Origin of the sequence: Hydrogenophaga sp. (assembly GCF_051007235.1) — a bacterium.
Lineage (GTDB): Bacteria > Pseudomonadota > Gammaproteobacteria > Burkholderiales > Burkholderiaceae_C > Hydrogenophaga.
The window spans coordinates 1-12,447 of the sequence record NZ_JBPCSJ010000511.1; the positions used below are offsets into that span (position 1 = coordinate 1).

Below are 12,447 nucleotides of genomic sequence, written 5' to 3' on the forward strand. Positions count from 1 at the left end.
CCCATCGACTGCGCCGTCTTGCGCGCCAGGCGTGACAACTCGGCCGAAGACAACGGTTCATGGTGGGCCACCAGGCTCATCACCAGGTACTGACCGGCCGTCATGCCATGGGGCAGCAGCACCTCCTCCAGCCGCTGGTGAACCAGCTGCTCCACCTGCAGGATATAAAAGAATCCTCGGGTATTGATCGCCATCCGGGTCAATCCGGTCTTGTTGCACGCCCAGATGGGTCGCCAAGGCCCGCAAGAAGGGCTGGTGCATGGTAGCGCTCTTCTCACGAGACCTTTTCAGCCATCATATATAAAGGCAGTTTACATTCATATTGAGGGTTTTCCATAGCTCTTTTTACACCGATTTTATATAAAGTACCCTTACATTATTTGACAACCTCAACGTGCCTGTCCCCTTTCGCCCCCTGCCCTTTCTCGAACGCAGCGTCGCCCTGGAAGCGCGCGCGGATGGCACGCTCTTCGTTCGCTGCCCAGTGCCCCTGAAGGCGCTTGAGTCCCATATCCCCCATCTGCTGCGGCGCAACGCACAGCAGCGGCCCAACCACGTGTGGATGGCGCAGCGGCGAGGCGCGGAGCGGGCCTGGCAACGCCTGACCTACGGTGCAGCGGCACCACAGGTCGATGCGGCCACGCAATGGCTGCTGGGCCTGCAGCGCCCGGGCGCGGTCGTGATGGTGCTCAGCGGCAACTCGCTCGAACACGGGATGCTGGAACTGGCCGCCATGCAGGCGCACATGCCGTATGCCCCGATCACACCGGCCTACGCCGCGATGGCCAGCGACCTCTCGCGCCTCAAAGCCATGGCCGCACTGCTCGAACCCGCGGTGGTCTTCGTGCAAAGCGCCCGCGCGCTGGAACCGGCCATCCGGACCCTGGGCGATCAGACCTGGGTGGTCTGCGTGCAGGACCCCATCGATCACCCCCGCCTGATCACCTGGGACCGTCTGGTGCAGACCCCGGTGACGGCCAGCGTGAACGACTCGGTCGCCAGCATCACGCACGACACGGTGGCCAAGTACCAGTTCACATCGGGGTCGACCGGCACGCCCAAGGCGGTCATCGTGACGCAGGGCATGCTGTGCACCGCCATGGCCATGACCTCGCAGATGGTGCAGTGGGGCGACGACCGCCCGGAAACCGTGCTACTCGACTGGCTGCCCTGGAGCCACGTGGCGGGCGGCCATGCGGTGTTCAACGGCGTGCTGGAGGACGGGGGCACGCTCTACATCGACGACGGCCGGCCGACGCCGGCCGACTTTGCCGAAACGCTGCGCAACCTGCGCGAGATCTCGCCCGTGCGTTTCAGCGGCATGCCGGTGGCCTATGCCATGCTGGCCGAAGCCCTGGAACACGACGAGGTGCTGGGCCAGAGCTTTTTCAAGAACCTGCGCCGGCTGACCTATTCCGGCGCCCGCCTGCCCGATGCCGTGCACGCGGCGCTCCAGCGGCACGCTGTGCGCTACACCGGCTTTCGCATCCCGCTGGTCTCGGCCTACGGCTCCACGGAAACCTCGGCCGCCGTGACCTACGTCTACTGGTCCACCGAGCGCACGGGGCTCATCGGCCTGCCACACCCCGGTGTGGAAATGAAGCTGATCCCGATGCCGGACGGCGAGCGCTACGAGGTGCGCGTGCGCAGCCAGGCAGTCACGCCCGGCTACCTCAAGCAGCCCGAACTGACGGCGCAGAGCGTGGACGAAGAAGGCTTTTTCCGCATGGGCGATGCCGCCAGCTTTGTGGACCGCGCCCACCCGGAAGAAGGGCTGGCGTTCGCGGGTCGCGTGGCCGAAGAATTCAAGCTGCAGACCGGCGTGTTCGTCCGCGTGGGCAGCCTGCGTGTGACCCTGCTGGACGCAACCGCACCGCTGCTGCAGGACCTGGCGATCACCGGCGCCGACCAGGCGTATGTGGGCGCCCTGGCCTGGCTGAACATCGCCGCCTGCCGCGAACTGACCGGGCTGCACGACGCAGACGTGAGCACCCTGGCGGCACACCCCGTGCTGCGACAACAACTGACCGACCGGCTGCGCGCCCACAACGCACGCTACCCGTCCAGCAGCATGCGCCTGCGCCGCCTGTGCGTGCTGCAGGCGCCGCCGTCCATCGAACAGGGCGAGACCAACGACAAGGGCTACATCAACCAGCGCAAGGTGCTCGACAACCGGCGCGACCGGGTGGAAGCCCTGTACGCAGACCGTCCCCCGGCCGATGTACTGGTGATCGACTGATCAGCAGGCCCCTCTCACACAGGAGACAGCACCCATGAAACGAAGAACGCTTTTGCAGGCCGCCGCGGGCAGCGCCGCCGCCTGGCTGCCCGCCACCCAAGTCCAAGCCCAGGACAAGGACGTGATCCGCCTGGTGAGCGGCTTCGCCGCGGGGGGCACCACCGACTCGCTGTGCCGCATCCTGGCCGACCATCTCGCCGTCGAGCTGGGCGCCACGGTCATTGTGGAAACCAAGGCGGGTGCGGGCGGTCGGCTCGCGGCCGAACACGTCAAGAACGCACGCCCGGACGGCAAGACTTTCCTGGTGGGCCCCGATGGCTGGGCCATCTTCCCCAGCGCCATGTACACCCCGGCGGAGCTGCGCTACGACGTGCTCAAGGACCTCCAGACCGTGGGCCAGCTGGTGACCTATCCCCTGGCGCTGGTCGTCAACGGCCAGGTCCCGGCGCGCAACCTGACAGAGTTCGCCGACTGGCTGAAAAGGAACCCGAGCCAGGCCAGCTTCGGCACGCCTGCGCCCAACGGACAGATCCAGTACGTGGGATGGCTCGTGGGTCAGGCCCTGGGCACACCGCTCGAACCCATCGTCTACAAAGGCAATGCGCCCATGCTGCTCGATCTGATGAGCGGGCAAGTCCCGTCGGCCGTGCTGGTGGCCGGCGACGCCGCCAAACAACCCCGCGAGAAGGTGCGCATGCTGGGGGTCCTAGCCGAACAACGCTGGGCGCTGGCGCCGGATGTGCCCACCTTCAAGGAGCAGGGCTTCCCCATCCGCGTCGACGAGGCCTGGCAGGGCATGTGGGCGCCCGCGGGGGCACCCGCCACCGCGTTGACCCGCATGGAACAGGCGCTGCGCACGGTGCTGAGCAAGTCAGAGGTACGGCAGGACATCGTGGCCAAGCTGACGGTCACCCCGGCGTTCGTCAGCGCCAGCGCCCTGGAAAACAAGTTGAAGGAATCCATCACGCACTGGCGTGACGTGATCCGACGCTCGGGCTACCGGGCTACCGGGAACTGACCACCCCCAAAAGGCCAGCGCGGCGACGCATCGCGCCACGGCCTTCTCACCCACCACTGGAGACAACCATGCACAACCGCAGACAAGCACTGATCGGCCTCGGCGCCCTGGCCACCACCCCCTGGATCCATGCACAGACGGGGGACTGGCCCCGCCGCACGGTCCGCATCGTCGTGCCCTTCACCGCCGGCTCGCCGCCGGATCTGATCGCCCGGGCGATCGCCCCCAAGCTGTCCGACAACCTCGGGCAGCCGGTCATCGTGGACAACAAGCCCGGCGCCACCACGATCATCGGCACCGAGCACGTGGTCCATTCCGCACCCGATGGCTACACCCTCCTGTTGACCGCGACCGGCGCCGCGTCGGTGTTCCCGGCCATCATGAAGCTGCGCTACGACCCCATCAAGGACCTGCCCCCTCTGGGCCTGGTGGCCACCTCGCAGCAGGTCTTCTTCAGCGGTGGCCCCAAGCGCGCCAAGACCCTCAAGGAATTTGTCACCTGGGCCCGGCAAAACCCCGGCAAGGCCAACATCGGCTCCATCGGCATCGGCACCACCAACCACCTGGCCAGCGAAATGCTGCGCAAGGCGGTCGACATCCAGTTCACCTACGTGCCGTTCCAGTCTGCCCAGGCCGGTCTGCAGGCGGTGATCAACGGAGATGTGGACCTGTTCTGCGCCGACGTGGGGGTCATCCTGGGTTTTCTCGGTTCCGACAAGATCACGCCCATCGCCGTGGCAGGTGCCACCCGCTCCGACTACCTGCCCAACACCCCCACGCTGGCCGAGTCCGGCATCAGCGGCGTGCTGTCCGCCAACCGCTTCGCGCTCTTCGTCCCCAACGGGGTTCCCCAGGCGGTTTTCACACGGCTGTCGTCCGCACTGGCCGTGGCGGTCAACGGAGAGGAAGCCGGTCAGGCACTGCGCAAGCTGGGCATGGCCGCCACTTACGCCACGGCCGACGCCGTGGCCGACGTGATCCGCAACGACGCCAGCACCATGGCGCCGCTGGCCCGCGCGCTGAACATCCAGATCAACTGATCACGCACACAGCGTGCTCGCCCTGTCACGAATGACCGTCATGAACAACCACGTTGAAGGAACCACGCCCGACGGTGTGGCCTGGAAGATCCACTATGAGGTGTGCGGTTCCGGCGACGACCTCATCCTCCTGCACGGCGGGGGCCCAGGCGCCACCGGCCGCAGCAACTACGGCAAGAACATCGACGCCCTGGCACAGGCCTTCCGGGTCTGGGTCATCGACTTCCCGGGTTGGGGCCAGAGCTCCAAGAACCTGAACGCCTTCGGTGGCGCAGGCCCTTTCCAGAACGGGGCGCGGGCGGTCATCGCCTTCATGGACGCGCTGGGCATCGGCCGGGCGCATATGGTGGGCAATTCCTTCGGGGGATCGGCGGCGCTGTGCGTGGCCATGGAGCAGCCTGAGCGGGTGGACCGCTTGGTGCTCATGGGCCCGGGCGGCGGCACGGTGCCCGGCGCCACCGGCCCCACCGAAGGCATCCGCCAGCTGCAGGGCTACTACCTGGGCGAAGGGCCGACGCTGGAAAAGCTGACCGCCTTCATCGGCAACCTGGTGTACGACAGCAGCCTGATCACGCCCGAGCTGATCCGGCAGCGCTTCGAGGCCAGCGCCGACCCGGCCATCTGCGCCAACCCGCCGATCGTGGCCCGCCCCACCCCGCCGGGCCCGGAGACCTTCATCAGCCGCGATCCCCGGCTGGCAACCCTGGCGCACCGTTCCCTGTTCATCTGGGGCCTGCAGGACAAGGTAAACCCGGTCGCGGCCATCGACTCTTTCAAGGTCATGCCCAACGCCGACTACGTGCTGCTCAACCGCTGCGGGCACTGGGCCCAGTGGGAACACCCGGAGCGCTTCAACGACCTGGTGCTGAGCTTTCTGAGGACCCCATGACACCGACCGCCACCCAACCGGTTCTGGAACTGGGCTACCTCGGCTTTGAAGTCAGCGACCTGGCGCGCTGGCGCAGGTTTGCCACCGAGGTGCTGTGCATGCTGGCCGCCGACGGGCCAGCCGATGACCAGGGGCGTGCCAGCCTGCGGCTGCGCATGGACCAGGCACCGGCGCGCCTGCTGCTGATCGAGGGACCGGCCGACGACTGCGCTTTCGCCGGCTGGCGGCTGGCCGATGAAGCAGCCCTCGCGACGTTCTGCAACAAGCTGGACCGGCTGGGTCTGCCGTGGCACGCGGCCTCCGCCACGGAGCTTGCGCTGCGCAGCGTGCGTGCCATGGTGCACTTCGCCGACCCCAACGGCAACCGCCACGAGGTCTACTGGGGGCAAGAGCCAGACCCCGTGCCGTTCCAGTCCGCCCTGCTGCCCCAGGGCTTCGTGACCGGGACCGGCGGCCTGGGGCACATCGTCTACGAGGTGGACGACTACCAGGCGCAACTGGCTTTTGCCCGCGAGGTGCTGGAACTGCGGCTGAGCGACACCATCGAGTTCGAGCCCGCCCCCCGGGTGAACATCGAAATCGCCTTCTTCCACGCCAACGAGCGCCACCACTCCTTCGCGCTCGCGCCGCGGCCGCCCCGGCCCGGACCGGCCAAGCGGGTGCACCACTTCATGGTCGAGGTGCCGGACATCACCCAGGTCGGACAGGCCCGGGACCGCTGCATCGCCTTCGGTCAGCCCATCAGCATGGACATTGGTCAGCACACCAACGACCGCATGGTCTCGTTCTACGCGCAGACCCCGTCCGGCATCCACGTCGAATTCGGTTGCCAGGGCGTGCTCATCGACGACACCACCTGGACACCTCAGGTGCACCAGGGCACCAGCATCTGGGGACACCGGCCCCGCCCGCAGCCTGCGCCCACCACGCCATGACCCACCCGACCTCCCACATGCACGCCGATTTCGACACCGACGTGGCCGTCATCGGCTACGGCCCCTCCGGCCTGGCCGCCAGCCTCCAGTTGGCCCACCACGGCATCCGCGTCATGGCGTTCGAAAAAGAACGCAGCATCTACCCGCGCGCCCGTGCCGTCACGGTCAACGACTGGACCATGCGCTGCTTCCAGTCGCTCGGCCTCGACGAAGCCCTGGCCAAGACCATGGACCCGACCGCCGCGCTGCGCTGGATGACCTACGACCGCCAGGAGCTGATGCGCGTCGACTTCCCGCCTTCGAAGTTCGGCCGCCATCCCCGCTCGTACGCGATCTACCAGCCGGCCATGGAAGAGGTGCTGCGCACCGCCGGGGAACGGCTGGCACCCGCCTTGTCGGTGCACTACGGCACCGAAGTGGTCGACCTGAAACAGGACCACGAAGGAGCGGAACTCGAGGTCCGGGACCTCGCCAGCGGCCATACCCGGCGCATCCGGGCCCGCTACGTCCTGGCGTGCGACGGCGGTTCCAGTGCCACGCGTGAACGCCTGGGCATCCGCTTGCTGGGTGAAACCGGCGAGACCCAGTGGGTGGTGATCGATGCCCGCGTGAAACGCTGGTGGCCGCAGAGGCACATCCTCACCTTCTGGTCGGACCCGCAACGCCCGGTGGTCGACATCGCGCTGGCGCAGGGCAACCACCGCTGGGAGTTCCCGCTGGGCGCCCACGAGTCGGTGACCGACTTCGATACCCACGACAAGCTGTGGCCGCTGCTGCGCTCGCTCGGCGTGTCGCCGGACGACATCAAGATCCACCAGCACGCGTTCTACAAACACCACGTGCGGCACGCACAGGCTTGGCGATCGGGTCGCGTCTTCCTGCTGGGCGACGCCGCCCACCTGATGCCCCCCTGGGCTGGCGCCGGCATGCAGTCGGGCATTCGCGATGCGTTCAACATCGGCTGGAAGCTGGTCGAGGTGTTGCAAGGCCGCCTGCCCGAGGCGCTGCTGGACAGTTACGAGACCGAACGTGCACCCAATGTCGAGCTCATGACGCAGGGCGCGGTGCAACTGGGCCGCATCATCCGCCGCGAGATCACGCCGCCCCCCCCGGGCAGCGGTGCGCCCCCGATCGAGATGCCCAACCGCAAGGACCCCGCCCTGGACGCCGGCTGGGTGCGCGGCCCGATCGGTGGCACCAGCGTCATCGGCAAGATGCTGCCCCAGCCGAATGTGGCCGACGCCCGCGGCCGCCTGTGCCTGCTCGACGAGGTGATGGGCTCCGGCTTCGCCCTGCTGGGCGATGGCATCCACCCCGCCGAGAGCCTGTCCGCGGACGAGAAGGCCGGCTGGGACCGGCTGGGCGCGCGCTACCTGACCGTGCTCTCGCCCACCGACCAGGGCCGGGGCAGCGACGACGTCATTGACCTTGAAGGCGCCCTGCTGGCCTGGATGCGCGAGGCCGGTGTGCGCGTGCTGGCCCTGCGACCCGACCGCTTTGTTGCCGCCACCGACCTGCATGGTCTGGCGGTTCCCGACTGCTGAAAGTACCCCCATGTCACAAGACAACCACATCGTCGCCGCCGCAGCGGCGCTTCGCACGGCCCGGCTGCAGCGCCAGCCGGTGCCCCGCATCTCCGAAACCTATGGCATCAGCGACCTGCAGAGCGCCTACGCGGTGGCCGAGATCAACCAGCGTGCCCACCACGCCGACGGGCACCGCAAGTGCGGTCTGAAAGTCGGCCTGACGTCCAAGGCGGTCCAGCAGCAGCTGGGGGTCGACCAGCCCGACTTCGGCGTGCTGTTCGACGACATGGAATACCTCGACGGCGACACCGTGCCGGTCAGCCGCCTGATCCAGCCCAAGGTGGAGGCCGAGATCGCCTTCGTCGTAGGGCGGGATATGGAGGCGCTGCGGCCGAGCTACAGCGAGTTCCTGCGCTGCATCGACCATGCCGTGGCCGCACTGGAGATCGTCGACAGCGCCATTGCAGACTGGAAGATCACCCTGGTCGACACGGTGGCGGACAACGCCTCCTCGGGGCTCTATGTGCTGGGCAACCAGCCCTTTGCCGTCAACGCTCTGTCGCTGGCCGACCAAACCATGACCTTGCAAAAACAAGGCCACACAGTGTCTGAGGGCTCGGGCGCCGCCTGTCTGGGGCACCCCCTGAGGGCCGCTTACTGGCTGGCATGCACCATGGCCAAGCGCGGACAGGCCCTGCGCGCGGGAGAAGTCATCCTCAGCGGCGCGCTCGGCCCGATGGTGCCGGTGGCCGCGGGTGACGAGATCGTGGCCACGATTGGATCGCTTGGCACCGTCTCCTGCACATTCGCATGAATACCATGACCCGCAAACGCAAGGTCGCCATCCTGGGCAGCGGCAACATCGGCACGGACCTGATGATCAAGATCCTGCGCCATGGCGAGCACATCGAGATGGGCGCCATGGTCGGCATTGACGTGGGCTCCGATGGCCTGGCCCGCGCCGCGCGCCTAGGCGTGGCCACCACACACGAAGGCGTCGAAGGCCTGACCAGCCTGCCCGTCTTCGACGACATCGACATCGTCTTCGACGCCACGTCCGCCGGTGCCCACCTGAAGACCGACGCCCTCCTGCGCAGCAAAAAGCCCGGCATCCGCCTGGTGGACCTGACGCCGGCCGCGATCGGCCCTTACTGCATCCCGGTGGTCAATGGCGCGGCGCACCTGGGCGCGCCCAACGTCAACATGGTCACCTGCGGCGGTCAGGCCACGATTCCCATCGTGGCGGCGGTCTCGCGGGTTGCGCCCGTTCACTACGCGGAGATCGTGGCGAGCATCTCCAGCAAGAGCGCGGGCCCCGGCACCCGCGCCAACATCGACGAGTTCACCGAAACCACCTCCAAGGCCATCGAGGTGGTGGGCGGCGCGACCAAGGGCAAGGCCATCATCGTGCTGAACCCGGCCGAACCACCGCTGATCATGCGCGACACGGTGTACACGCTCAGTGAGCTGACCGATGAAAAGGCTGTGGCCGAATCCATTGAGCGCATGGTCAGGGACGTGCAGGCCTATGTCCCCGGCTACCGCCTCAAGCAGCGCGTGCAGTTCGACCGCATCGAAGCCAGCGCCCCGATCCGCATCCCTGGCGTGGGTCCGCGCATGCATGGTCTCAAGACGTCAATCTTCCTGGAGGTCGAGGGCGCAGCCCACTACCTGCCGTCCTATGCCGGCAACCTGGACATCATGACCAGCGCCGCTCTGCGGACCGCCGAGGCCATGGCCGAGCGCATGGGCCCAGTGGACGCCTGAGGAGTACCGAATGCAACGCGACAAGAAGATCTACATCTCCGACGTAACGCTGCGCGACGGCAGCCACGCCATCCGCCACCAGTACACCGTCGAACAGGCGCGCCAGATTGCTCAGGCGCTGGACGACGCCAAGGTGGACTCGATCGAGGTCGCCCATGGCGACGGTCTGCAAGGCGGCAGCTTCAACTACGGCTTCGGTGCCCACACCGACCTGGAATGGATCGAGGCCGTCGCCGAGGTGGTCCGGCACGCGCAGATCGCCACGCTGCTGCTGCCAGGCATCGGCACCGTGCACGACCTCAAGGCCGCCTACCAGGCCGGCGCGCGCATCGTGCGCGTGGCCACGCACTGCACCGAGGCCGACATCTCGAAGCAGCACATCGAGTACGCCCGTGAACTCGGCATGGAGGCCGTGGGCTTCCTGATGATGAGCCACATGACCACACCACAGAACCTGGCCCAGCAGGCCAAGCTGATGGAGAGCTACGGCGCGACCTGCTGCTACGTGGTCGACTCCGGCGGCGCGCTGAGCATGAACGACGTGCGCGAGCGCTTCCGTGCCTTCAAGGACGTGCTCAAGCCCGAAACGCAGACCGGCATGCACGCGCACCACAACCTCAGCCTGGGCGTGGCGAACTCCATCGTCGCCGTCGAGGAAGGCTGCGACCGTGTGGACGCCAGCCTAGCGGGCATGGGCGCGGGCGCCGGCAACGCGCCGCTGGAGGTGTTCATCGCGGCGGCCGAGCGCATGGGCTGGCAGCACGGCACCGACCTGTACAAGCTGATGGACGCGGCCGACGACATCGTGCGGCCGTTGCAGGACCGCCCTGTGCGGGTGGACCGCGAAACGCTGGCGCTGGGCTATGCAGGTGTGTACAGCAGCTTCCTGCGCCACTCGGAAGCGGCGGCAAAGAAGTACGGCCTGAAGACCGTGGACATCCTGGTCGAACTGGGAAAGCGCCGCATGGTCGGCGGCCAGGAAGACATGATTGTCGACGTCGCACTGGACATCCTGAGCCGTCGAGCCTGAGGCTCGCATCGGTCAGGCCGCTCACGCAGCCGGACACTGGCCGGCTCCATCCAAACGACAACCCCTGGGCTTCCCCCGGTTTCTCGGACCATTTGCTTAGCCCACTAAGCCTTGCTCAAAGTCCACCAGTGGAGTTGGAGTTGACCCGGTTCCGTGGACACATCATTCTTTGTGTTCAAGGAGTCGCAAATGTCAAAAGTACGACCGCCGTACCCTGCGGAATTCCGCCAGCAGATGGTCGAGCTGGTTCGAGCCGGCCGCTCACCCGCGCAGCTCTCTCGTGAGTTCGGTGTCACGGCCCAGTCCATCACCAACTGGGTCGGCCAAGCCGCCATCGACGACGGCAAGCCTTTGCCTGGCAAGGAAGGCCTGACCACCGCCGAGCGGGAAGAACTGGTGCGGCTGCGACGGCAGTTGCGCCAGGTCCAGATGGAGCGCGACATATTGGCAAAGGCTACGGCCTGGTTTGCCGGTCGCAGCGATGCGACCTCAACGAAGTCTTCGGACTCGTGATGGCAAACCAGGCCGACCTCCCCATCCGCACCATGTGTCGCGTCCTCGGTGTCTCAGCCAGCGGGTTCTATGCCTGGCGAGAGCGTGCCCCGTCCCAGCGCAGCATCGCCAACGCGGTGATGACCGAGCGCATCCGCCAGATTCACCGGGACTCCTACGAGTCCTACGGAATGCCCCGGGTGCGAGCCGAGCTCATCGAGCAAGGCGTGTGCATCAGCCGCCAGCGCGTGGCACTCCTCATGCGGCAAGCCGGCATCCACGGCATCAGCAAGCGCAGAGGCTTCACCATCACCACCCGCCGCGACAAACGGCAGGCCCCGGCCCATGACCTGGTCAACCGGCGTTTCCACGCCACGGGACCGAACCAGCTGTGGGTGGCGGACATGACCTATGTACCGACCTGGATGGGCTTCCTCTATCTGGCCGTCGTCATCGATGTCTGGAGCCGGCGTGTGGTGGGCTGGGCCATGGGTGAGCGCATGACCGCTGACCTGGTGCTGGCAGCGCTGAACATGGCACTGGAGCAGCGCAAACCCAAGGGCGTCATCCACCACAGCGACCAAGGCAGCCAGTACACCAGCCTGGCCTTTGGGGAGCGCTGCCGGCAGATGCAGGTTCGCCCTTCGATGGGAACGGTGGGCGATGCCTACGACAACGCGATGGCCGAGAGCTTCTTTGCCAGCCTGGAAGGCGAACTCATCGAGCGCAGCACCTTCCAGAGCAAGGCTCAGGCCCGCATGGCCGTCTTCACCTGGATTGAAGGCTGGTACAACCCCAGGCGTCGCCACAGCGGCCTGGGCTACCTCTCACCCCTGAACTTTGAAAGGAGCAACGAAGCCCTGTTTGATGTTGTCGGCGATGCCGTCGTGCATGTCCAGACAGCACCTGAAACGGTTTGAGAATCAAACCGGTACCCGTCCACGGAAGTGGGTCAACTCCAGAAGGCAAAAAACAAAATATTGATTTATCTCAAATATAAATCTTTGGAACCTAGTTGCCCATATTATACAAAACTCCTGAGCGAATGTTTTTCTTCGTCATCAATCATGAAAAAGCCGTGCTAGCGAATGTCGTGTTTGTCCTGATAAGCGTTTCGTGATGGAGTAGCCCTGTACAAAATAGGGATAGTGTTCAAACTCCCTCGCCCGTGCGGCCTAGACACCTCCATAGCACCTGAGGATAGTTCTATTAAGCAGCAAGACCTTGGCTTAAACCTAAGCGAGCGACGCACGCTCAAGGTAGTGTTCCTCGATGAGGTGAACCTGGTGGTGCCGTATACGCAGTTGCTTGCTCTGATTGCGCCTCTCGCACCGCGTGCCAAGACGGTGCGTCCGCCGTTTGCGTTAGAGACGATGCTGCGCATCCACTTCGATGAGCAGTGGTGTGGCCAGAAGAGGCGTTGTTCGAGACGGCCTTTTACCGGGATTTTGTGGGTTTGAGCAGTGTGGAGCAAATTCCCGATCGGGTCCGCATCCTGCGCTTTCGCCATC

At 66.1% G+C, this 12,447-nt stretch carries 11 protein-coding genes and 1 pseudogene; 11 read left to right on the top strand and 1 reads right to left on the bottom strand.

Going from position 1 to position 12,447, the window contains the following annotated elements; genetic code table 11:
- The coding region (locus ACR2JA_RS17955) for a hypothetical protein (protein ID WP_434010436.1) at positions 1-194 on the bottom strand (194 nt) is incomplete at its 3' end.
- 200 nt (positions 195-394) lie between these two features.
- On the opposite strand from ACR2JA_RS17955, the gene ACR2JA_RS17960 reads away from it, so the two are divergent.
- From ACR2JA_RS17960 to ACR2JA_RS18010, 11 genes and pseudogenes are all read left to right on the top strand, one after another.
- A complete protein-coding gene (locus tag ACR2JA_RS17960; protein WP_434010437.1) occupies positions 395-2,239 on the top strand; it encodes an AMP-binding protein in 1,845 nt (614 codons plus the stop codon).
- A 34-nt stretch (positions 2,240-2,273) separates the two neighbouring features.
- A complete protein-coding gene (locus ACR2JA_RS17965) occupies positions 2,274-3,257 on the top strand; it encodes a tripartite tricarboxylate transporter substrate-binding protein (RefSeq protein WP_434010438.1) in 984 nt (327 codons plus the stop codon).
- Positions 3,258-3,325: 68 nt separating this feature from the next.
- Positions 3,326-4,297 (top strand): Bug family tripartite tricarboxylate transporter substrate binding protein, encoded by a 972-nt coding sequence (locus ACR2JA_RS17970; RefSeq protein ID WP_434010439.1) that lies wholly within the window; start codon positions 3,326-3,328, stop codon positions 4,295-4,297.
- 40 nt (positions 4,298-4,337) lie between these two features.
- Positions 4,338-5,186 (top strand): alpha/beta fold hydrolase, encoded by an 849-nt coding sequence (locus ACR2JA_RS17975; RefSeq protein WP_434010440.1) that lies wholly within the window; start codon positions 4,338-4,340, stop codon positions 5,184-5,186.
- Positions 5,183-6,121, top strand: coding sequence for a VOC family protein (locus ACR2JA_RS17980; protein ID WP_434010441.1), 939 nt, complete (start codon positions 5,183-5,185; stop codon positions 6,119-6,121). Before ACR2JA_RS17975 ends, ACR2JA_RS17980 begins: the two co-directional genes overlap by 4 nt.
- The gene (locus tag ACR2JA_RS17985) at positions 6,118-7,665 is read left to right on the top strand and encodes a bifunctional 3-(3-hydroxy-phenyl)propionate/3-hydroxycinnamic acid hydroxylase (protein WP_434010442.1); all 1,548 of its coding nucleotides are present in this window, start codon (positions 6,118-6,120) and stop codon (positions 7,663-7,665) included. Before ACR2JA_RS17980 ends, ACR2JA_RS17985 begins: the two co-directional genes overlap by 4 nt.
- A gap of 10 nt (positions 7,666-7,675) precedes the next feature.
- Positions 7,676-8,461, top strand: a complete 786-nt coding sequence (locus tag ACR2JA_RS17990) for a 2-keto-4-pentenoate hydratase (RefSeq protein WP_434010443.1) — start codon at positions 7,676-7,678, stop codon at positions 8,459-8,461.
- 5 nt (positions 8,462-8,466) lie between these two features.
- A complete protein-coding gene (locus ACR2JA_RS17995; RefSeq protein WP_434010445.1) occupies positions 8,467-9,414 on the top strand; it encodes an acetaldehyde dehydrogenase (acetylating) in 948 nt (315 codons plus the stop codon).
- Positions 9,415-9,424: 10 nt separating this feature from the next.
- The gene (dmpG, locus tag ACR2JA_RS18000; protein ID WP_434010444.1) at positions 9,425-10,444 is read left to right on the top strand and encodes a 4-hydroxy-2-oxovalerate aldolase; all 1,020 of its coding nucleotides are present in this window, start codon (positions 9,425-9,427) and stop codon (positions 10,442-10,444) included.
- Between the two features lie 189 nt (positions 10,445-10,633).
- Positions 10,634-11,856, top strand: a protein-coding gene (locus ACR2JA_RS18005; RefSeq protein ID WP_434010446.1) for an IS3 family transposase whose coding sequence is annotated in 2 segments (ribosomal slippage) — positions 10,634-10,901 and positions 10,901-11,856 — 1,224 coding nt in all. Because the reading frame shifts where the segments join, the coding sequence is not laid out codon by codon here.
- Positions 11,857-12,144: 288 nt separating this feature from the next.
- A pseudogene (locus ACR2JA_RS18010) lies at positions 12,145-12,447 on the top strand (IS5/IS1182 family transposase); the annotation flags it as partial.

What these genes read in the sequence shown, in the direction of transcription:
- ACR2JA_RS17965 (WP_434010438.1), top strand. Translation starts at nt 2,274, where the DNA reads ATGAAACGAAGAACGCTTTTGCAGGCCGCCGCGGGCAGCGCCGCCGCC.
- ACR2JA_RS17970 (WP_434010439.1), top strand. Translation starts at nt 3,326, where the DNA reads ATGCACAACCGCAGACAAGCACTGATCGGCCTCGGCGCCCTGGCCACC.
- ACR2JA_RS17975 (WP_434010440.1), top strand. Translation starts at nt 4,338, where the DNA reads ATGAACAACCACGTTGAAGGAACCACGCCCGACGGTGTGGCCTGGAAG.
- ACR2JA_RS17980 (WP_434010441.1), top strand. Translation starts at nt 5,183, where the DNA reads ATGACACCGACCGCCACCCAACCGGTTCTGGAACTGGGCTACCTCGGC.
- ACR2JA_RS17985 (WP_434010442.1), top strand. Translation starts at nt 6,118, where the DNA reads ATGACCCACCCGACCTCCCACATGCACGCCGATTTCGACACCGACGTG.
- ACR2JA_RS17990 (WP_434010443.1), top strand. Translation starts at nt 7,676, where the DNA reads ATGTCACAAGACAACCACATCGTCGCCGCCGCAGCGGCGCTTCGCACG.
- ACR2JA_RS17995 (WP_434010445.1), top strand. Translation starts at nt 8,467, where the DNA reads ATGACCCGCAAACGCAAGGTCGCCATCCTGGGCAGCGGCAACATCGGC.
- dmpG (WP_434010444.1), top strand. Translation starts at nt 9,425, where the DNA reads ATGCAACGCGACAAGAAGATCTACATCTCCGACGTAACGCTGCGCGAC.